Annotated in this window: 26 protein-coding genes and 2 pseudogenes; 9 read left to right on the plus strand and 19 right to left on the minus strand. The window is 63.9% G+C overall.

What is annotated here, in order from left to right:
* Positions 1–132: 132 nt before the first annotated feature.
* Positions 133–765, plus strand: coding sequence for a TetR/AcrR family transcriptional regulator (locus IVB07_RS22130; RefSeq protein ID WP_018459157.1), 633 nt, complete (start codon positions 133–135; stop codon positions 763–765).
* 3 nt (positions 766–768) lie between these two features.
* Positions 769–1,551: a sulfite exporter TauE/SafE family protein gene (locus IVB07_RS22135; RefSeq protein ID WP_018459158.1), complete on the plus strand. Its 783-nt coding sequence runs from the start codon at positions 769–771 to the stop codon at positions 1,549–1,551.
* Positions 1,552–1,553: 2 nt separating this feature from the next.
* On the opposite strand, the gene IVB07_RS22140 is transcribed toward IVB07_RS22135, so the two are convergent.
* The 9 genes and pseudogenes from IVB07_RS22140 to IVB07_RS22185 form a co-directional block, all read right to left on the minus strand.
* Positions 1,554–2,258, minus strand: a complete 705-nt coding sequence (locus tag IVB07_RS22140; protein WP_026233746.1) for a glutathione S-transferase N-terminal domain-containing protein — start codon at positions 2,256–2,258, stop codon at positions 1,554–1,556.
* A gap of 93 nt (positions 2,259–2,351) precedes the next feature.
* Positions 2,352–2,495 (minus strand): hypothetical protein, encoded by a 144-nt coding sequence (locus IVB07_RS22145; protein ID WP_018459160.1) that lies wholly within the window; start codon positions 2,493–2,495, stop codon positions 2,352–2,354.
* A gap of 114 nt (positions 2,496–2,609) precedes the next feature.
* Positions 2,610–3,275: a DUF429 domain-containing protein gene (locus IVB07_RS22150; protein WP_018459161.1), complete on the minus strand. Its 666-nt coding sequence runs from the start codon at positions 3,273–3,275 to the stop codon at positions 2,610–2,612.
* 34 nt (positions 3,276–3,309) lie between these two features.
* Complete coding sequence (locus tag IVB07_RS22155) at positions 3,310–3,654, minus strand: carboxymuconolactone decarboxylase family protein (RefSeq protein ID WP_018459162.1); 345 nt, start codon at positions 3,652–3,654, stop codon at positions 3,310–3,312.
* A gap of 3 nt (positions 3,655–3,657) precedes the next feature.
* A pseudogene (locus IVB07_RS40715) lies at positions 3,658–4,179 on the minus strand (sigma-70 family RNA polymerase sigma factor).
* Complete coding sequence (locus IVB07_RS22170) at positions 4,176–4,385, minus strand: DUF2892 domain-containing protein (RefSeq protein WP_026233747.1); 210 nt, start codon at positions 4,383–4,385, stop codon at positions 4,176–4,178. Before IVB07_RS22170 ends, IVB07_RS40715 begins: the two are co-directional and overlap by 4 nt.
* Before the next feature lie 98 nt (positions 4,386–4,483).
* Complete coding sequence (locus IVB07_RS22175) at positions 4,484–5,668, minus strand: serine hydrolase domain-containing protein (RefSeq protein ID WP_026233748.1); 1,185 nt, start codon at positions 5,666–5,668, stop codon at positions 4,484–4,486.
* Positions 5,669–5,742: 74 nt separating this feature from the next.
* Positions 5,743–6,435, minus strand: coding sequence for a GNAT family N-acetyltransferase (locus tag IVB07_RS22180; protein ID WP_018459165.1), 693 nt, complete (start codon positions 6,433–6,435; stop codon positions 5,743–5,745).
* A 4-nt stretch (positions 6,436–6,439) separates the two neighbouring features.
* Positions 6,440–6,787, minus strand: coding sequence for a Lin0512 family protein (locus IVB07_RS22185; protein WP_026233749.1), 348 nt, complete (start codon positions 6,785–6,787; stop codon positions 6,440–6,442).
* 161 nt (positions 6,788–6,948) lie between these two features.
* Here IVB07_RS22185 and IVB07_RS22190 point away from each other — a divergent pair, with 161 nt between their 5' ends.
* From IVB07_RS22190 to IVB07_RS22200, 3 genes are all read left to right on the plus strand, one after another.
* The gene (locus IVB07_RS22190; protein ID WP_018459167.1) at positions 6,949–7,302 is read left to right on the plus strand and encodes an MmcQ/YjbR family DNA-binding protein; all 354 of its coding nucleotides are present in this window, start codon (positions 6,949–6,951) and stop codon (positions 7,300–7,302) included.
* A gap of 75 nt (positions 7,303–7,377) precedes the next feature.
* Positions 7,378–8,250: a bifunctional helix-turn-helix transcriptional regulator/GNAT family N-acetyltransferase gene (locus tag IVB07_RS22195; protein ID WP_018459168.1), complete on the plus strand. Its 873-nt coding sequence runs from the start codon at positions 7,378–7,380 to the stop codon at positions 8,248–8,250.
* A gap of 56 nt (positions 8,251–8,306) precedes the next feature.
* Positions 8,307–8,693: an ester cyclase gene (locus tag IVB07_RS22200; RefSeq protein ID WP_026233750.1), complete on the plus strand. Its 387-nt coding sequence runs from the start codon at positions 8,307–8,309 to the stop codon at positions 8,691–8,693.
* Between the two features lie 22 nt (positions 8,694–8,715).
* Here the strand turns inward: IVB07_RS22200 and IVB07_RS22205 are convergent, their stop codons facing one another.
* Positions 8,716–9,936, minus strand: coding sequence for an MFS transporter (locus IVB07_RS22205; RefSeq protein ID WP_018459170.1), 1,221 nt, complete (start codon positions 9,934–9,936; stop codon positions 8,716–8,718).
* A gap of 420 nt (positions 9,937–10,356) precedes the next feature.
* Between IVB07_RS22205 and IVB07_RS22210 the strand changes: the two genes are divergently transcribed.
* A complete protein-coding gene (locus tag IVB07_RS22210) occupies positions 10,357–10,818 on the plus strand; it encodes a cupin domain-containing protein (RefSeq protein ID WP_018459171.1) in 462 nt (153 codons plus the stop codon).
* Between the two features lie 31 nt (positions 10,819–10,849).
* Here IVB07_RS22210 and IVB07_RS22215 read toward each other — a convergent pair whose 3' ends face one another.
* Both IVB07_RS22215 and IVB07_RS22220 read right to left on the minus strand, forming a co-directional pair.
* On the minus strand, positions 10,850–11,428 hold the full coding sequence (locus tag IVB07_RS22215) for a membrane protein (RefSeq protein WP_018459172.1): 579 nt from the start codon (positions 11,426–11,428) through the stop codon (positions 10,850–10,852).
* A 103-nt stretch (positions 11,429–11,531) separates the two neighbouring features.
* Positions 11,532–12,116, minus strand: a complete 585-nt coding sequence (locus IVB07_RS22220) for a TetR/AcrR family transcriptional regulator (RefSeq protein WP_085352877.1) — start codon at positions 12,114–12,116, stop codon at positions 11,532–11,534.
* 76 nt (positions 12,117–12,192) lie between these two features.
* Between IVB07_RS22220 and IVB07_RS22225 the strand changes: the two genes are divergently transcribed.
* On the plus strand, positions 12,193–12,690 hold the full coding sequence (locus IVB07_RS22225) for a peptide deformylase (protein ID WP_018459174.1): 498 nt from the start codon (positions 12,193–12,195) through the stop codon (positions 12,688–12,690).
* A gap of 59 nt (positions 12,691–12,749) precedes the next feature.
* A pseudogene (locus tag IVB07_RS22230) lies at positions 12,750–13,031 on the plus strand (GFA family protein); the annotation flags it as partial.
* Positions 13,032–13,392: 361 nt separating this feature from the next.
* On the opposite strand, the gene IVB07_RS22235 reads toward IVB07_RS22230, so the two are convergent.
* The 5 genes from IVB07_RS22235 to IVB07_RS22255 form a co-directional block, all read right to left on the minus strand.
* The gene (locus tag IVB07_RS22235; RefSeq protein WP_018459176.1) at positions 13,393–13,755 is read right to left on the minus strand and encodes a metalloregulator ArsR/SmtB family transcription factor; all 363 of its coding nucleotides are present in this window, start codon (positions 13,753–13,755) and stop codon (positions 13,393–13,395) included.
* Complete coding sequence (locus IVB07_RS22240) at positions 13,755–14,417, minus strand: SRPBCC family protein (RefSeq protein WP_018459177.1); 663 nt, start codon at positions 14,415–14,417, stop codon at positions 13,755–13,757. Before IVB07_RS22240 ends, IVB07_RS22235 begins: the two co-directional genes overlap by 1 nt.
* A 499-nt stretch (positions 14,418–14,916) precedes the next feature.
* Entirely contained in the window at positions 14,917–15,321 is a 405-nt protein-coding gene (locus IVB07_RS22245; RefSeq protein WP_085352867.1) for a nuclear transport factor 2 family protein, read from the minus strand.
* A gap of 1 nt (position 15,322) precedes the next feature.
* On the minus strand, positions 15,323–16,219 hold the full coding sequence (locus tag IVB07_RS22250; RefSeq protein ID WP_026233752.1) for an MBL fold metallo-hydrolase: 897 nt from the start codon (positions 16,217–16,219) through the stop codon (positions 15,323–15,325).
* 70 nt (positions 16,220–16,289) lie between these two features.
* A complete protein-coding gene (locus IVB07_RS22255; protein WP_039800702.1) occupies positions 16,290–16,934 on the minus strand; it encodes a DsbA family protein in 645 nt (214 codons plus the stop codon).
* A gap of 110 nt (positions 16,935–17,044) precedes the next feature.
* Between IVB07_RS22255 and IVB07_RS22260 the strand changes: the two genes are divergently transcribed.
* Positions 17,045–17,944 carry a LysR family transcriptional regulator gene (locus tag IVB07_RS22260; protein WP_018459181.1) on the plus strand — a complete coding sequence of 300 codons (900 nt, stop codon included), beginning with the start codon at positions 17,045–17,047 and terminating at the stop codon, positions 17,942–17,944.
* Between the two features lie 15 nt (positions 17,945–17,959).
* On the opposite strand, the gene IVB07_RS22265 is transcribed toward IVB07_RS22260, so the two are convergent.
* Entirely contained in the window at positions 17,960–18,862 is a 903-nt protein-coding gene (locus IVB07_RS22265; protein WP_039800641.1) for an HNH endonuclease, read from the minus strand.
* 149 nt (positions 18,863–19,011) lie between these two features.
* A complete protein-coding gene (locus IVB07_RS22270) occupies positions 19,012–19,908 on the minus strand; it encodes a LysR family transcriptional regulator (protein ID WP_018459184.1) in 897 nt (298 codons plus the stop codon).
* Positions 19,909–19,925: the final 17 nt, after the last annotated feature.

Raw genomic sequence — 19,925 nt, forward strand, 5'->3', positions numbered from 1 at the left:
CGGGCTTGACCACGATACTCTTTGAGCTAAAAATGACTGACTGATCGTTTTTTATCTTATCCAGTGCTACGGAACCGCTTGTCCTGCAGAACGACTAAACGATTGATCTGTCAGTTTTTTGTGGATGGCCGAATGCCGAAAATCAGCGACAAGCAACGTGAAGGCCGGCGGCAGCAGATTCTCGAAGCCGCCCTTGCCTGCTTCGCCGAGGACGGTTTTCACCAGACCGGGATGGCCGACATCGTCAAACGGTCGGGGCTGAGCCACGGTGCGGTCTATCTCTACTTCCAGAGCAAGGACGATCTGATCGAGGCACTCGCCGACGACCGGCATCGGCGCGAGGCCGTGCTCAATTCGGTCGCGCAAGGATCCGGCGATCCGATCGAAGGACTTCACGCGCTGGTCGGCGTCTACGCGCAATGGCTCACCGACTCCGCCGGCGAAGCGCGCCGCCGTGTCGGCATCCATGGCTGGGCCGAAGCCCTACGCAACCGCCGCGTCCGCACCAGCGTCGTGGAAGGCATCGACATACCCCGCGCCCTGATCGTCGCCCTGGTCGAGCGGGGCCAGCATGGCGGCCTCATCAAACGCGATCTCGGTGCGGAAGCGATCGCGCGCGTGCTGATCGCGATCTTCCAGGGTTTTGTGCTGCAAAAATGCTGGGGCCAGGATTTTGACATCGAGGCCTGCATGGCGGCCGTGACCAGCGTGATCGATGGATTTCGCACCACAAAGGCCGACGTCAAGCGACGGACCAGGAGCTGAGCGATGTCGTGGGTCCATGACCTGCTCGCAGGCATTGGGGTCGGCCTCATCGGCGGGCTGACATCGGGCTTCATGGGCACGAGTCCCGGAGGCGGCCTCGTGATTTTCAGCGTACTGCTACTGGGCGCCGAGCAACACGTCGCCCAGGGGACATCGCTGATCACGCAGGTTCCACCGACGGGACTCGCGGGCGTTCGCCGCTACTGGCAGAGCGGCAATCGCAGCCCGTTGCTGTGGATCGTCTGGATCGGCATCGGGTTTCTCTTCGGCGGTGCCGGCGGCGGCTACGCTGCGGCCGCAGTCTCCGACTCGGTGTTGCAATGGACCTACGTCGTCTATCTCGTCGCGCTGATCGCTCTCCTGATCCTGCGCAGCGACCGCGAGGAGAAAAGCAATGAGACCTGCGACCGAGACAAGCTGCCTTGGCTGCCGCTGCTCCTCATCGGCATGCTTGCCGGATTTTCCTCCGGCTTCATGGGCATCGGCGGTGGGCTCGCGATCACCGTCGGGCTCGCGGCGGGCCTGCGGGTGCCGCAGCATCAGGCCCAGCTCGTCAGCCTCGTCTTCTCGGTCATCCCGACCAATATTCCGGCGGCCTGGATCTACTGGAGCAAGGGCCTCATGGTCGGCTGGCCTGCCATCATCGGCATCCTTGCCGGCCTCTGGGTCGGCACCGATCTCGGCGCACGCGCGGCTAATGGCGTCAGCAAATCGGTGCTGCGCCGGGTCATGATCGCCCTCATCTTGCTGATGGCGCTCTACATGACCCACAAGGCGCTAACCTGATCTCACGGCCGCTTCGGAATGTTCAGCCCGCGCTCGACCGCCGGACGCGCCAGCCCGCGGTCGAGCCAGGCGGCGACGGATTTGAACTGGCTGAACTCGACGAGATCGCGGGCGCCGTAGAACCCGATGAGGTTGCGCACCCAGCCGAGCATGGAGATGTCCGCGATGGTGTAATCGTCGTCCATGAACCATTGCCGGCCGGCAAGATGCATCTCCATCACCCCGAGCAGCCGCTTGGCTTCGCCCACGTAGCGCTCGAGCGGCCGCTTGTCCTCGAAGTCCTTGCCGGCGAATTTGTGGAAAAAGCCGACCTGGCCGAACATCGGCCCGATGCCGCCCATCTGGAAATGCAGCCACTGGATGGTCTGATAACGGCGCGCGGCGTCCGGCGGCAGCAGCTTGCCGGTCTTCTCCGCGAGGTATTGCAGGATCGCTCCGGACTCGAACAGCGGCAGCGGCCTGCCGCCGCGACCATCGGGATCGAGGATCGCCGGGATCTTGCCGTTCGGATTGAGCGAGAGGAATTCCGGCGTCTTCTGGTCATCCTTGCCGAAATCGACGAGATGGACTTCGTAGGGAAGCCCGATCTCTTCCAGCATGATCGAGACCTTGACGCCGTTCGGCGTCGGTAGCGAATAAAGCTGGAGCAGCTCCGGGTGCTTGGCCGGCCAGCGCTTGGTGATGGGAAAGGCGGACAGATCGGACATCAGGACCCCGGCTTCGTTCATGAGATGCCGCCTAGTCTAGGCGAGCGGACGAACGACGCAAGGTCGAGTAGTCAGGTCATTTTCCCGTACAGGTCACAACGGCTGCAGCAAATGGTTGGTGGCGTGCATCACATCGCGCTGTGCGCGTTGCTCGATGAAGAGCTGGCCGGTGACGAGCAGTGCTCCGGTGAAGACGAGCGCAAGCATCGCGGTCGCGAACTGACTCACATCCCTCATCGGACGAGCTTCTCCGTGTTCGGTTCGCACGAGGAACGCGGGCCAGCCGGCGTCTGTTCCTGCAAGCTTCAAATAAATTGCAGCTTTTTCCCGGACCCTCGCACCCCGACGACCTCAATAATTGATCTCCATCCGCAAGCCTCGCGGATCGGGCTCCTCCCCGCCGAATCGCTGCGTGCTGTCGCGTGCCGCGATCGCGCAGGCACAGGCGTCGATCAGATCGTCACGGCCGATGCCGGTGCCATGTCGTTGCGTCAGCCATGTCGGCAAGCGCCCGAAGCCGTGCTGCTGCAGGAGTGCGATGCGCTGCCCGCGGCCCTCCGCCGATGTCTTCTTTGCAAGCCGTACCCGCCCAGCCAAATTCCAAAAAATCAATTGCGGATGGGCTTCGCCGATGGTCGTCTGCCGCGCCGGCGTCATGATCGCGTCGACGTCCCTGATCTTGTCCCTGATGTTCCAGAGCTGCGCCGATACGCCCCTGCCCTTGCGTTCGCGCTCCCAGTAGTGGCGATTGGCTGCCGCCATATCGGCGAACGTCCAGAGATCGCGGCGGGCGCCGAGAAACACGGCGGGACCGACCAGCTCGCGTGCGCGCAAATCGCAGATGCGATAACCACTCCATTTCAATCCGATCGGCATGTCGATCATCGCCCGGGCATGCGGCAGCGCGAGCAGCCGCTCAAGACCCGGCGAATAATCAAAGCCGTGATCGCCGCGCTGGTCGATCCAGGCGACGACCCAGCCGAAGCGAAATCCGTCGAGGCCGAGATAGTTTGGCAAGTTCCTGATCTCTGCGGGACATCCGCCCGCTCCTCTATCCCAGTTCCTCGCCCCGATGTCGCTCGAGCAGGCGCTGCGCCAGCAACGCGTGGCCGAGCGTGCCGCCGGCGCGAACCGCGGCCGCAATCAACGCGGCTTCCGCGATTTCTTCGCGCGCGCCGGCCTTCGCCGCCTGCGGCGTGTGCACGTCGAGGCAATAGGCGCATTGCGTGGTGAGCGCGACCGCGAGCGAGATCAGCTCGCGATATTTTGGCGGAACCAATCCGTCCTTGCGCTCGACCGCGTGGTTGAACGCAAGGAACGCGTTGGCCTCGACCGGCGCGAGCGCCACGAACGCCGGGATAGATTTCAGGTCGTCACGGCTTTGATAATCGGTCATGGCTCATCTCGTCAGATATTCGCGCATCAGGGCGCGGGCGCGATGCAGACGTGCCTTCACGGTCTGCCGGGTCGCGCCGAGCGCGACGGCGATCTCATCGATGGTCATTTCCTTGACGTCGCGCATCAGCGCGACGTCGCGGTAGTGCGGCGGCAGCGCCTCGAAGGCCGCCGCGATGTCGATCCGCAAATCGGCCTCAGAACGCGACAGCAGCAGCGCCTCCGCCTCTCCGTCGTCGATCGCCGGCGCGAGGCCTCCTTGCGGGCAAGTCGCAAGCATTCGCGGCGGACCACACTGAACAGCCAAGCCGAAACCGCCAGCCACGAGCGGATCGTGCCGACACGGCGAAACAGGATCCACAGCGCCTCCTGCGTCGCATCCTCGGCGTCCGCCGAGCTGCGACAGGTGGCGCGGGCGTAGCGGCGGATGTTCGGTTGCGCCGTCTCGAGCAGAGACGCGATCGCCTGGGGATCGCCGAGGCGCGGCGGCCTCGAACAGGTCCGGCGAGATCACAGCGGCGCTCACGACATGCCTCCCCTTCCGATGCCGGCCATCGCACACATCGGACAATAGCCGACGAGGCCGGTCAGCGCGAAGCCGGCACCGCCAAGTGCAACCAGCCACGCCGCAGCGCCGGTGAGATACACGACCGCCGCGACCGCCACCGCGACGCCAAAGGCGATCCGCACGGCCTGATGCAGGCCGCCGATGTTCTTTCTGTAAAATGCCATCACATTCTCCGAGATGAGCCGAAGCAAAATGCCTCGACCGTCAAGAGAGGGCGCGACGACCGGAAAGGATTCGCGGCAACCTGCAATTTTTTTCGCGATCAGCCTCCGACGGCCTGATAGGCCAGACGCTTGAACTCGAAGAAGAACGGATTCCAGAAGCCCATGTAGCGTTGCGTCATCAGCACACCGGCGGTATTTGCCTGCGGGCAGATCCACCAATGGGTGCCGGCAAGGCCGCCCCACTGGAATTCGCCGGTCGAATTCGGGGGATCGAACGGCATCGGCGCGAAGGTGACCGCGCCGCCGAGGCCAAAGCCCTTGCCGGGGATCGGGCCGAGATTGGCGAAGCGGATGTTCTCGCCGGCGGGCAACTGGTTCGTCATCATCTGCCGCAGCGTCTCCGGCTTCAGCAGAGCATCCGAGCCGGGGAGCAGCGCCCGTATCAAAGCGAGCATGTCGGGCAAGGTCGAGACCAGTCCGCCGCCGCCCGACAGCCGCGGGAATTGCCGCCGATAAGCCTGCGGATAAGGCAGGTCGTCGGCCCGGGTGAGGCCGGGCTTCATGGGATCGAGGACATCCGTGCCGTTGTAGAGCGCGACCAGCCTGCCCTGCTGCGCGTCCGGCACGTGGAAGCCGGTGTCGGTCATGCCGAGCGGCTCGAAAATGCGCGCCTTGAGCACGGCGTCGAGCGGCTTGCCGGAGACGACCTCCACGACACGCCCGAGCACGTCGGTCGCAACCGAATATTCCCAGGACGCGCCGGGATGAAAGGACAGCGGCAGATCGGCGAGCTGGTCGATCATGTCGGTCAGCGGCGTCAACGGATTGAGAACGCGCGCCTCGTTATAGCCTTTGAACAGCACCGTGCCGGGATCGAAGATGCCGTAGCTGAGGCCGGAGGTATGGGTCAGAAGCTGCCGGATCGTGATCGGGCTCTTCGCCGGTTCGACGTCGGCAAGGCTCAACGCGCCCGGCTTCAGAACCTTGCGATTGCCGAGTTGCGGCAGGAATTTCTCGACAACGTCATCGAGCCCGATGCGGCCTTCCTCGACCAGCAGCATGATCGCGCAGGTGACGAAGATCTTGGTATTGGAGAAGGCGCGAAAAATGTGATCGGGCCGCAGCGCGGTGCTGGTCTCGCGATCGGCGAAACCGACGCATTGCTGATCGACGACCTCGCGGCCCCGCAGCACCGCCCAGGATGCACCCGGAATGATCTCCTGATCGACGTAACGCTGCATTGCTGTCCGTGTGGCGGAAAAATCAGGTGTTCTGGCGTCCATGTGTTTCCCCAATGATGGATGGGATCGATATAGCGTGAATTCGCCAGATATGAAGCCTGACCGGACGGCGCGGCTCATCTCTGCTTCATGAACGCAGTCACGTGCAGGCGGCGCCGAGTCCGCATCCCCTGCCGCTGGTACAGCGCGATGGCCGACGAGTTGCTCGAGAACACGTGCAGGAACGGAATTTCGCTGCGCGCCTCGATCTGCCGCGCGACCGCCGCCAGCAGCGCCTGCGCGTAGCCCCGCCCCCGATGATCAGGGTGGACGCAGACGGCCGTCATCTCGACGAAATTGCCCGGCTTCATGCGCTCGCCGGCCATCGCGACCAATTCGCGGCCGGCGCGGATGCCGAGAAACGTCCCGAGTTCGTGCGTGCGCCGCGCGAATGGACCGGGCTTCGTCAGCTCCGTCAATGCCATCATGGCGGGAACGTCGGCTGCACCCAGCCGGACGATCTCGGCATCGCGAAGCGGGCTATCGGCCGGGGAGCCGATCATCTGCTCGCAGGGTCCGGCCAGCACGACCTTGAAACCGGCGGGAACGTCGACGGCCTCGGGTGTGAACAGCGCGGCGACCTGCGAGCCCGACAGGAGATTGCCGAGCTCGGCAAAGCTCGTCTCGGACATGTCGACTATGTCGGCAAAAGGCGTCACGTCCACCGGATAGCGCAGCGCTCCCGGGCCACCCTCGGCCAGATGTTTGTGGCTGGTCGTCAGCGCGCTCCAGATCGGGCGATCCAGTAGGGTCACGTCACCGTCGGACACCGGCCTAGTCCTTATCGAAGCTGACGATGACGGCGGCATTGGCGATGAGGATGGGGTCGTTACCCTGCTCCGCAGCCGAGGGAATCTCCAGCCCGCCCTTCACCGCGTTGACGGTGACGGTGCCGTAAGGCAGCTCCTTCGCGACCGCGTCCTTGTCGACGGCTTCGGGATTCGGCACCGCGATCGTGACGTCGACGAACATGTCGTTCGCAGTCTTGTCGATCATCCGGAAGAAGCCGAGGCTCGAATGCCTGATGGCATCAGAAACGGCACGCTTCGCCGCCTTGGTGGCGTCCCTGCCGTGAACGTCGACGCCCATCCCCATCTCGGTGATACAGCGAATGCGAGCCATGACCTTATTCCTGTGACTGATTGAGTGATGTGGAGTGTGGGGGATCGGACGGCACGATACAAGTGGAGTCGTTCCTCTCGTATCCCGGACGCGTGCGGCACGCAGAGGCGCTCCATCGTTGCGGCGTTGCAAGCCGCGTGCGCTGTGCTATCGCTCGGGCCATGACTCCCAAAACTTTCGAAACCCGCTGCCTGCGCCTGCCCGCCGTCACCAAGGTGGTGCAGTGGGAGGGCACCTCCGTGTTCAAGGTCGGCGGCAAGATGTTCGCACTCGGCGGCGGCTTTGCCGCGCGCTCCGGCGGCTACATGTTCAAGGTCTCGAACATGGCCTATGCGCTGCTGATCGAGCACGGGCTTGCGCGGCCGGCGCCGTATCTGGCGCGCGCCAAATGGGTGCAGCTCGTCGGCAACAACGCGCTGCCGGACGCCGAGCTCGCGGCCTATCTGGCGCAGGCGCACGCGCTGATCGCGGCGAAACTCACGCGGAAATCCCGCAAGGTCCTGGGCCTGGATTGAAGCGCAGTTCGCTGGTGAAGCGAAAACGTGCACTGATTGACTTCGATGATATGTCTGACTAAAGTCAGATATATCATGCTCGACCCTGTTTCCCGCGTCCGCCGCTTCAATCGTGCCGTCACGTCCGCTGTCGGCGCGCTCGACACGTCATTCCTGGGACGCGGGCGGCCACTGGGGGCGGCGCGCGTGCTCAACGCGATCGGGCATGGACGTTCGGACGTGGCCGAGATTCGCGACTATCTCGGCCTCGATTCCGGCCTGATGAGCCGCCTCCTGCGCAGCCTCGAGGACGAAGGGCTGGTCGAGACCAATGCGCATGAGGACGATGCGCGCCGCCGCGTCGCGACGTTGACACCTGCGGGCCGGCGCGAGTTCGCGGCCTACGAGGCGCTGTCGAATACGCAGGCCAAGGGCTTCCTCGCCCAGCATTCGCAACGCGAGGCGCTGCTGGCGGCGATGGATTTGATTGCTTCCGCGTTGACGCGCGAGCGGGTCACGCTGGACGAGATGGATCCGCGGAGCGAACAGGCCCGTTATTGCCTCGGCGAATATTATGGCGAGCTCGGCCGCCGCTTCAAGCAGGGGTTTGACGTCTCGCTGTCGCGCGATCCTGACGCCAAGGATATGCGCCGCCCGCGCGGCACGTTCATCGTCGCGATGTCGGACACGCTACCGGTCGGCTGCGTCGGGCTCAAGGGCACCGATCACGGCTATGCCGAGATCAAGCGGCTGTGGGTCGCACCGGCGGCGCGCGGATTGCGGCTTGGCCGGCGTCTGATGGACATGACCGAGGATGCTGCGCGCGGGCTCGGCATCAAGCTATTGCGGCTCGACACCAACAGCGCCCTGGCGGAGGCCAGCCAGCTCTACCGACGAAGCGGCTGGAGCGAGATCCCCCGCTTCAATGACGATCCCTACCCGGACCTGTTCTTCGAAAAACGTCTGTGAGCGCCTGCGCCGATTGCCCTGTTGCTGCGTTATGGCCGAAGCCGCAGGAGCACGCCATGACCAGGTCCGACCTCGCCGACATCTACCGCAATTACATCGCCTGCCTGAACCGGCAGGATTGGCCCGCGCTCGGACAGTTCGTCCACGATGATGTCGCCCACAATGCGCGACCATTCGGACTGTCCGGCTATCGTGCCATGCTGGAGCAGGATTTTCGCACAATTCCGGATCTGCATTTCAACATCGAGCTGCTGGTCTGCGATCCGCCCCACATCGCCGCCCGGCTGAAGTTCGATTGCACACCGGCTGGAACGTTTCTGGGGCTGGATGTGAACGGCAGGCGCGTGTCCTTCTGCGAAAACGTGTTCTATCGATTTCGCGACGGAAAAATACGGCAAGTGTGGTCCATCATCGACAAGCCCGCGATCGAGGCGCAGCTCTAGTGCTGCGCCTCGATGAACTTGCTTACGCCGCCGCCGGCGCCAACTCCGCTCGCGGCTTCGGGAACGGCTTGAAATTCATCGCCATCAGGAAGGCGCCGAGGCCCATCGCCCAGGAGGCGATATAGAGCCAGGCGTAGCTCGAGAACGCATCGTAGATCAGGCCGCCGGCGAGCGGGCCCGTGGCCATGCCGAGACTGCCGGCCATGGCGGTGCCGCCGATCACGGTGCCCATCATCTTGAGCGGGAAATTTTCGCGGATCAGCACCGCGTAGAGCGGCATGGTGCCGGCATAGATGAAGCCGAAGACGGCCCCGACGGCGTAGAACGTCGCGAGCTGATGCGCGAAGACATAGGCGAGTGCGCCGAAGGCCTGCAACAGCAGGCCCGAGACGAGCACGCGCTTGGCGCCGAAGCGGTCACCCATCAGGCCGAAGGCGATGCGTCCGCCGAGGCCGGCAAAGCCTTCGATACTGTAGATCGTCACCGCCGCGACCAGCGGGATGCCGCAGCTCACGGCATAGGAGACGGTGTGAATGATCGGACCGGAATGCGTGGCGCAGCAGAAGAAATTGGTCGCGAGCAGGATCAGGAATTGCGGCGAGCGCAGCGCCTCTCCCATCGACATCTCACCTTGCACGGCCCCCTCGCCCGCAGGCGCGGCCAAGGCGTGCGCGAGCGCCGGCGGGCGGCGCACCAGGAACGACACCGGAATCATGATGGCGCCGACCACCAGCGCCACGATCTGCATCGAGGTGCGCCAGTCATGGCCGGAGACGAGCCAGGCCGCGAGCGGCGCCATCGTCATCGGCGCCATGCCCATGCCGGCCGACACCAGCGAGACCGCGAGGCTGCGATGGGTGTCGAACCAGCCGGTCACGGTCGCCATCATCGGCGCGAAGATCGCCGCACAGGAAGCCCCGACCAGAAGCCCGAAGACGAATTGAAACGCCAGCAGCGAGGTGGCGTGGCTCGCCGCGAACAGGCTCACGGTCAGCACCGTCGATCCCGTCAGCACCACCGGCCGCGGCCCGAACCGGTCCGTCAACGTGCCCCAGGCCATGCTGGTGAAGGCCATCGCCAGAAAGCCGATCGTCATCGCGCTGGAGATGCCGGTTACGGACCAGCCGGTATCCTTTGCGATCGGCTGCAGGAACACCGGCAGCGAAAACATGCCGCCGATGGCGACGCACCCGAGCAAGCCGCCCGCGGCGACGATCACCCAGCGATAGGAGGAAGCGTTCATTTTGGTCTCCCGTCAGATCTGTCTGGGTGGAAGACGAATGGGAACATGGTGGGCCGACAGGCCGACGCAAGTTTTTGCGGCACGCTTTTGTGACCTGCCAAACAAAAAATGCGAAAACAACCCCATGCACAGTAGCCGGGCGCTTTGGGATCAAGGACTTACAGCGCAGCTCTTTGCAGTGCGAAGGAAGACCCGCCGTTTGACTCGTCGGGCAAAACACCTGCATGATGGCATCATCCCGCCGCTATTGAATTCGTCCCGTCGCGAACGCGATCGTCCGCCTTCTCGCGCGCCATCCGGCCTTGCCGTGCGGAACTGGCCGTGCGGATGCGGCGAAATCCGTGACCGGGTTCGACGACGCGCCTGGCGCTCCGCGATGTGCCAGGCCACGCAACGCTAGAGAACTGCAGGGAAATGCTTATGCCGAAAATCGACATCGCTGCCGTACCCGCCCGCAAGGGCGCCGGCTACCCCGCGCCCTTCGATGCACCTTGCGCCGATCGGGTCCGGCAGCGGCTCGGCAATGCCGGAGGCTTGTCCGATTTCGGCGTCAACCTGATGCGCTTGCCGCCCGGCAACTGGTCGAGCCAGCGGCATTGGCACTCGCATGAGGACGAATTCGTCTATGTCCTCGAAGGCGAAGTGACGCTGATCGAGGACAAATGCGAGATCGTGCTCCGCGCCGGTGACTGCGCCGCCTTCGCGAAAAACAGCGGCAACGGCCATCACTTGATCAACCGTTCGAGCGCCATCGCCCTCTATCTCGAAGTCGGCTCTCGCTCGCCCGACGATCTCACGATTTGCTCCGACATCGACATGATGAGCGCCAACTCCGACGGCCGATTCGTGCACAAGGACGGCACGCCCTATCCGGACGGGTGAGCGTCCGCGACAAGGCTTGAATGGCAAGGCTTCAAACAGCCGCGCTACGCCGCCACTCGCCGACCGTGAGCCAGACCGCCGAGACCAGGAAGTAGAGCGCACCGACTGCAGCATAGCCCGCGACATTCGCGATCGAGGGAATCGCGGGCATCGTGGCCTGAAAGATGAAGAAGCCGCCTGCGAGAGCCGACTGGCCCCCGCTGAGCACCATGGCCCATTGCGCGCCAAAACTCCGCCAGCGCTGGATGGCCGTTCCGAGTTGGAGCAATCCCGACAGGATCGCCCATGCCCCGAAGATTCCGAGCACCCGGTTCATGCTCATCTGCAAGGTCACAAGCACCGCGACGGTGGTCGCCAGGCTGACCACAACGTTCAGAGCCTGCGGGCGGCTTTGAGCGAGTCCGCCGCTGCGAACCGCGTCCGCGAAGTTGGCAGCGGCGTCCCATGCGGGATAGAGGACGAGCAAGGCGCCGGCGATCACTGGAGAAGAAGCCCCGGCGGCAAACGCAGCAGCGACCCAGGCAACCGAGAACGCCGCTCGCACGAAGTAATATTGCTTCAGCCATCGCTCGCGGTCGCAATGAACCGGATTCAATTGATATCGCGCCATCGCAGTCTCTCCTATACCTACTAGTTGGTAGTTTTCTTACACGACGAAACCGTCTTCGATCCAGCCCACTTGCTGGCTATCGTCATCGTCTCGCCGATGTCTCTCAGTGCTTGTTGGACAGCCGGTCCAGCAGCGGGGTGGTAATCACACCGAACATCTTTGGATCGCCATAGGCACGCGCCGACAGCATGGCGCCGTGAATGGTCGCCATGAATCCTTCGGCCTCGACGCGGGCTGTGCCGGAGAGTTTGAGTTGCCCTTTCCGCTTGCCACGCTCCATGACGGCCGTCAGCCAGGAAGCCAAGGAGCGGAAGTGCGCACGGACTTCGAGCGCAACCTCCTCCGGCAGGATCGGAAGCTCGCTGGCCAGCAGCGCGCACACACAGAACGGCGCTGTCGCATCATTGATGCACGCCTTCCAGTACGCGACATAGTTTTCGAGCTGGTCGCGCGGATCAGGGACATTGCGCTCGAGCGCGGACAGTCCCGCCTCGGCTTCGGCGCGGTAGCGCGACACGAGCGTGCGGACCAGATCGACCTTGCTGGCGAAATGATGGTGGATGCTCGGCTTGCGGATACCGACCACCTCGGCCACGTCGGCGTAGCTGAAACCATTGTAGCCGCCCGCGATGATCAAGCTGCGCGCGCAGGCCAGGATGTCGTCGGCTGTCGAGGAAACGTGAGTCATGGTCCCTAGCTACCTTCCAGTTGGTAGGGCGTCAAGAACGGGATGCTTCAACCATCCGTGAGTGCTAGGAGCTTGCATGACCATTCGCCCGATCGTCCGCTATCCCGACCGCCGGCTCGCGATGCCGGCTCACCCCGTCACCGCGTTCGACGATGCGCTCCGCGAGCTTGCAAATGATCTGCTCGAGACCATGCGCGCCGCGCCCGGCATCGGCATCACGGCGCCGCATTTCGGCGTGCCCTTGCGCGTCGTCGTGCTCGAGCTCGACGCCAGGGACGGTGCACAGACCTATGTCAATCCGGAGATCGAATGGGCCTCACCCGAGATGATCCTGCATCGCGAAGGCAGCGTCTCGATGCCCGGCGTCAACGACGAGGTCCAGCGCCACGCCCGCGTGCGGATCAGCTATCGGGATCTCGACGGCAGCATGCACAAAGAGGAGTCGGAAGCCTTGCGTGCTGTCTGCCACCAGCACGAGATCGACCAGCTCGACGGCATGTTCTGGATCCAGCGCCTGTCGCGGCTGAAGCGGGAGCGGCTGGTGAAGAGGTTCGAGAAGATGTCGCGCGAGTGAGCGGGCCGGCAAATATCCGGCTTGTGTGAAATCGCGCCGGCCCGTTGGGAGGGAGACGAATGACATATTCAGGTCGTTGTGCCTGCGGCGCGGTTTGTTACACCATTGCGTCCGCGCCGATCCGCGGCTTCCAATGCCAGTGCAGCGACTGTCAGCGCGATACCGGCAGCGGCCACAGCTCCATCTTCGTGTTCGCGCGCAGCGCAGTCGCGGTGACAGGCGAGGTGCGCGAAATCGAGCGCACTGCCGTCAGCGGCGCGGTCAAGCGCAAAGGGTTCTGTCCGAACTGCGGCTCGCCCATCTACAACAAGCCGGACGAGAAGCCGGACTTAATCGGCATCTATGTCGGCACGCTGGACGATGCCAGCACGTTCAAACCGTCCGTCGTGCTGTTCTGCTCGCGCGGATATGCCTGGGATCACCTCGATCCCGAGATTCCCAAACTCCCGGATGGCACCCGGGATCGCGCTGATTTCTTGCAGATTGGGGGACAGCCAATGGCGATGAGCTTCGAGCTATCGATGCTGCCCGCCGCAATCGTCTGGGGCTTTGTACAGCTTGTCGCCGCCGCGCAGGCCGCGAACCTGCAGTACGGCCTCAGATGGGCCGCCAGCCCGGGCGACACCGAGATGCCGCCGCTTAAGCCCATCCCCCGCCGGGCAAAGAACGGAAACGTCTCCATGAGGCGTGGCCGCGATGCCTTCACGCCCGCTTCCCGCTCCGCTTGCTCATTGGCGCGTTACGACGCTCGCGTTTGCCGCGCGCGATTTCCGTCGCCAGCGCATCCAGCTTCGGCTCCCAGAAATTGCGGAACTGACCGATCCATGCATCCACCGCTTGGAGGCCCGCAGCATCGACCGAATAGAGCCGTCTTTGCGCCTCCGCCCGAACCGTCGCGAAGCCGCTCTCGCGCAGCACCTTGAGGTGCTGCGACACGGCGGCCTGCGTGATCCCGAACTCCGCTCCGATCACTTCGACGACCTCGCCGGACGCCATCTCGCCGGGCGCAAGCAGCTCGAGGATGCGACGGCGGACGGGGTCGGCAAGGACCTCGAAGATTTGCATCAGCTTCCTGTGCCCGGATGCGCCACGTCGGGCGGCGTCTCGCCGCGATAGAAAGCGATGGTACGGTCCGACCGCTGTTTCGCGGACGCAGGATCCACGCCGCTTGCGACATGCGCTGCGCGCCAATACTCGCCGCTGCTCGTCATGAATTCCTTGCCCGCGGGAGAGCCCATCCATGCCTCGGCCGTCTCATGGTCGACCGATGCCCCGGTCGCAACATATCGCTCCAGCCCGGCAATGGCGAGATCCCAGCCGATCCCGACTGCCCCTGGACCGAACTGATTCCAATGATCCTCGATCATCGCGGTGTGCTCGAGCGTCAGCCGCGCCTGGCTTCGTTCTGCCGTCAGCTTGACGTCGATCCAGCTCATCGCGCCGCCGAATTCCCAGGTCGCCGCAAAATGGGTCGGCGGCGTACATGCCGTGATGGTCCCGCCTGCATTCCCCTTGAGCTGGTATTTTCCGCCGAGCCGGAGATCTCCCTCGACCGGCAAGAACCAGCGCGGAATGCGTTGCTCGCTGGTCACTGCGTCCCAGAGATCGTCGACGCTGGTCTCGTAAAGCCGCGTCAGTGTCACCGCACTGGCTGCCTTCCCGTCCTTCTCGAAATTCCTCACCGAACGCGTAACCAGCCCTAATACCCTGACGACGTCGATCTCCATGGCGCTCCTCCTTGTCGTTTCGTGCCAGGATTAATATCGGTCGAAGCTATGCATGGTTTCACGAGTACGACAGCAGCCGGGCTGCAACGCGTGGTCCGCACGCAAGCGGGGGCCGTGCGTGGCGGCCCGCGCGATGCAAGCGGCGTGATCACTGACGTGGGCGTCATCCCAATATTTCGTAACCGTCGGTGAACTCTGCGTAACATCTCTCAGATAGCGGGCGAGAGATTTGTTGTCTTCCGAAACCGCCATGGCTCCTCCAAGGTCGTCGGCAGGCATATCTTCAACACCATGACTGCGAGCATACGATCGCCGCTCTGGCCTGTCGTGGGACCTCGGTATAGACGGGGCCGGCGGTCATATCCATGACCACGTTCTGGCGCGCGGTGGACTTCCTCGGCCAGGCACAATTCCATCAAGATCTAGCAGACGCCGGAACGAAAAAGGGGAGCCCGCATGTCGCGGGCACCCCCTCCTGCATTCCGACGTGATGCGGCTGTTACCGGCCGGCAGGCTCCAATGCCTTTTGCACCATCGCGGTGTCGACATATTGGGTCATGCTGGCGATCTTGCCGTCCTTCACCAGATAGAGATGCGCGAAATTGGCGCGCATGGACTTGCCCGTCGCCTTGTAGGTCCCGGAGTAGACGCCGAAGGCGGCGACGCGGTCGCCGTCTTCGAGATAGGTGTGAACGTCGGCGCGGTAGCCGGTCCATTCGGTGGCGAGACGCCGGAACACGCCTGATATGATCGCGTCCGCCCCGACATAGGTGCCCGCGTATGGAAACCCTTCCGCTTCGGTCCATGCGGCATCGGGAGCGAGAGCGGCCAGCAAGTTGCGGCCGTTCTCTTCCGACGATGATCCCTCATAGGTGGCGCGGATCAGGTCGAGGTTCGCCCCCATCTCAACCCCACTTCATCTCGCCGGTGGCGACCTTGGCGCCGATGTCGAGCGCAACGCCCATGCCGAGGCCGGGGAAGCGCGCTTCCATCGCCGCCTTGAGCGCCGCCGAATCCTTGGTTTTGGCCAACTCTTCGTCGAACGCCTTGAGGTAGGCGATGGTGTGCTCGACACCGGACAGGTCGGTCTTCGCATCCGCCGACAAATGGCCGGGCACGACGATCGCCGGCTTGCGCGCCGCGATCTTTTCGAGATTGGCGATCCAGGCGGCACGCTGCTCCCTGGTCGGCGTGTCGGCGGTCCAGACATGGACGCCGGAGAAGATCAGGACGCCGCCGAACACCGCGTTGAGCGAGGGTACGAACAGATAGCGCCGGTTGGCCAGGCCGTCGGCGCTGACGATCTCGATGGTCTCGCCGTCGACGCTGAGCGTCTTGCCGTCGAACGCTTCGGGGATGACCACATCGGCCAGCACCTGCGGGCCGTTCGCCTTGAGCTGCGGGCCCCAGACGGCAAGCTTCTTTTCGACGCTGGCGTGAATGGCCGCCAATGTCGCTGGCGACGCGAGCACGCGGGCCTCGGGGAAGACAGCCTTGATCGCGCCGAGGCTGAAATAATAATCCGGGTCCGACTGGCTGATATAGATGGTGGTGAGCTTCTTGCCGGTGGCCTTGATGGCGTCGGCGACAGCCTTGCCATCGGACAGCGTGAAGCCGCCATCGATCAGCACGGCTTCGCTTGGTCCGGACACCAGAACGGGCGCCCGGAAGAAGCCGTTCTGTCCGGCCGGAAAATGCTTCCAGGCGAGCCCGCCCGCGGCATGGCCGAGGCCTGCGGGTGCGAAGACGGCGGCGGCGCCCGCGGCGAGAGTGGTTTTCATGATGGTTCTCCTTGTCGGCATGTTGGTCTCCTGGTGCTAGTCTGCGATTGGGAAATTCACACTGATCGTCGGGTCGTGTTGACCGCTGCGCTCAGGCCGCCTTCAGTCCGTCGATCAGGACGTTCAGGCCGCCGAACAGGGCGCTTGCCTGCACGAGGCGGCGGTCATCGCCGGCCCCTACGATCAGGGCCGGGACGCCGCTGACGCCGAACCGGCGCATCTCGGCACGCGCGGCCTCGAGGCGTGCGCGATACGCGGCGATCAACGCGGCGTCGGGGCTCGCCAGGCGCGCGGCAACCTCCGGCAAATTCATCGCGCGCAGCACATCCGACAGAACGGAGATGTCCGTGCTGTCGCGGCCCTCGACATAGCGGACGAGCTGGAAGGCCTTCAGCGCCGCGAACTCCCGATCAGGCGCCGTGAGCGCGACAGCCGTGAGCGCCAGTGTCGCCGGACCGGAATCGAACAGGCGCGTACGGTCGCCCAGCACATCGCGGCGATAGGCTTCGCTGAAGGGCTGGCCGCTCAAGCGCGAAATCCGCTGGTCGTTGCTCCAGGCATAAGCGGCAAAGCCGTCGTCCATCGGACGGGCGCCCTCGCCGGCGAACAGACCTGTCGGCGCAAGTTCGACAGCGAAATCCGGACGGGTCACGAGCTGTTCGAGCAGCGTGGCGGCGCCGTAGCACCAGCCGCAGAGCGGATCGAACAGGTAGGTGATTTGAATGGGCGCGGACATGGCGATCTCCTTGAACCGCAATGTGGCACGCGCACATTGGTAGATAAATATCAACAAAACAGACATAATGTATTGTATTGACTGACAATAAATCTGACCGGGCAGAACCCATGAACCTGAACCGACTGGCCTATTTCGCAGCCGTCGTGGACAGCGGATCGTTCACGCGGGCCTCCGAACGGCTCGGCATCACCAAGGCCGTGGTGAGCCAGCAGGTGGCGCAGCTGGAGCGCGATCTCGGCACCAGCCTGCTCGTGCGCACGACGCGCCGGGTTCATCCGACCGAGGCGGGCCGCATGTTTCATGCGCGCTGCGTCATGATCCTGCGCGAAGCGGAGGATGCCTTCGACGAGCTCGCTCAGGCAGCCGCCGCGCCGACCGGCACCTTGCGGATCACGGCGCCCAACGACTACGGCACCGCCGTCGTCGTCGCCGTCGTCACGGCCTACGCGGCACGCTATCCCCACTGCCGCGTGGAGTTGACGCTCGAAGATCAGACGGTCGACCTCGCCTCAGGCCAGATCGACATGGCGATCCGTGTGGGGTGGCTGGTCGATTCCAGCCTGCAGGCGCGCAAGATCGGATCGTTCCGGCAATGTCTGGTCGGCGCTCCCGCATTCGCGGATCGGATCGCCGCCGCGCGCGATCCCGACGAATTGGTGACGCTACCGTTCATCGCCAACATGGCGCTGCGCGAGCCGTTGCTGTGGCAGTTCTCGCGCGGTGATCTCGACCGACGCGCCGTGCGCCTGCAGGCGAGCATCGCCATCGACACGACGCCGGGGGTGCTCGCAGCGGTGCTCGCCGGCGGCGGCCTTTCGGTGCTGCCGGATTTCCTGGTGGCCGACGATCTCGCGGCGGGCCGCCTCATCCACATCCTGCCGCAATGGCAACTGCCCTCCGGCGGCATCCACACGGTCTACCCAGCGGCTCGCTTCCGTCCGCCCAAAGTGACGGCGTTTGTGGAGATGCTGATTGCGGCTCAGCGGCGGGCGGGTACGAGCGCATGAGCCGTATGGTTTTGCTTATTGCTTGAAACAATGCTCGCGGTGCCACTTTAAGAAGTGCGGATGTGGCCGATCTGACGCACGACGCGGCGCAAGAGCGCGCCCCGTCTTGTTGATGATCGATTGCACTCCCTCCAGATCGTTTGTCTGGCGCGAGATCAATATCTCCAGATCGTCCGCGAAGCTGATGAGACCACGATCAAACATCCAATGTGCGGTGCCCGAAAGAGCAACGCCATTGCTGATGATGTCCGGCCCGTTTGCCTCGACGGAGCGTATGTGAGCCGCCGCGACCTCCGCGCGCCCCATTCCATTGATGAGCTTGAGGCCGGTGACGGCGCAACGCTCTTCATAGGCACGCAGCACGATGCGACGGAAAACTCGATCACGCAGGACTTTCGAGATCGTTACGCTAACACGGTCGCGCTGCTGCTCAACCGCGAATGGCACCTGCGGCTGGTCGTTAAGATCGAGCGATGGAAGGTCGCCGTCGCGCCGCGGCAGCAGCGGCGCGTTCTCCGCGAAGCCAAGCTCGCATATTCTATTGAAATCGTCGGGAGAGATTGGGCGGACTGCGGACTGAGCGCGTCCTGAAATCCGCCCCTGTTCGTTAAGAACACCGCGCTCTACTGGACCCGTCGGTCCGTTGAATGGGACTGAATTGGCAAAATCGAGATAGCTTCCCGGTTCCATTAAAGCGAGATACATCCCGGAAGTACCGGGATCGGGAAGAACCTGCTGAACCCGAGCAATTGCAAAGTAACCGCGCGTTTCAGCAACCTTGCTCGGTTCGTAATATACTATCCAATCGCCGATGCAGGCTTCAACGCGATGAAGATATTGACTGGGAAATTGGTACTGCTCAGCGGGGCTGTCGTCGTAGATCGAGTCCAATCGATGGATGAATACCCCAAACCCCATGACCTAAGCGGCGCTGCCTCTCCAGGAAACAACACCCAGCGATGCTGGATCAATAGCAGTCACAACCCTACTCCCACTCGATTGTTTCGGAAGCACGATAACGCATTGATCTGTCGAGGCCAAGCTTTCCGCCCACGACCCGCCCCGCGTCACTCGCGCGCCACCGACAGCCCCGCCAGCAGCGGCGCGTACGCGGCGAGCCTGCGTGATACGAACTCCGTGAACAGCCGCACGCGCTTGGTCTTGCGCGTCTCTCCCTGCGTGAGGAGCCAGACCGTTCCGTACATGTGCAGGTCGGTCCCCGGCACCCGCACCAGCAGCGGGTCGGCATCGCCGACGAAGCACGGCAGTGTCGTGATCCCCAGCCCTTGCCGGACAGCAGCGATCTGCGCTCCGGCGTCACTGGTCCTGAATGGAACGTCCGTGGTGCGAACCTCGCCCGCGCTGGCCCAATCCGGGATGCCGTGCATGCTGATGACGATCCAGCGGAAGGGATCCGGCGCGCCCGCACGCCACGCGGCCAGTCGATCCCTGGACATGTAGACGGCGCCGAACAGCTCCGGTCCCTTCATGCCATGAAGATTTTGCGGCAGGGTTTTGCGCTCGTAGACGACGCGGATCGCGACGTCGGCCTCACGGTTGGTCAGATTTGCCAGTTCGCCGAACGACAGGACATCCATCTCGATATCGGGATGCAGACGCGCGAAATCGGCGAAATCAGGCATCAGCAAATGTGTCGCCATCGGCGGCGCCAGCGTCACCCGCAGACGCCCGCGCACGCTCTGATCGCGCCCGAACACGCGCGTCTCCAGCTGGTGTGACGAGGCTTCCATCTGGTCGGCGAATTCGAGGACCTCCTCGCCCGCAGCCGTCAGCCGGTAGCCCGAAGGCAGCTTTTCGAACATCTGGACCCCAAGGCGTTCCTCGAGCTGGGCGATGCGTCGCAGCACGGTCGCGTGGTTCACGCCGAGGTGCTCGGCGGCCGCCCGCACCGAGCCTCCCCGCGCGACGGCTAGAAAATAGCGAACATCGTCCCAGTCGATCATGGTGCAATCCCGCACCG

Source organism: Bradyrhizobium sp. 172, assembly GCF_023101065.1.
Lineage (GTDB): Bacteria > Pseudomonadota > Alphaproteobacteria > Rhizobiales > Xanthobacteraceae > Bradyrhizobium > Bradyrhizobium canariense_D.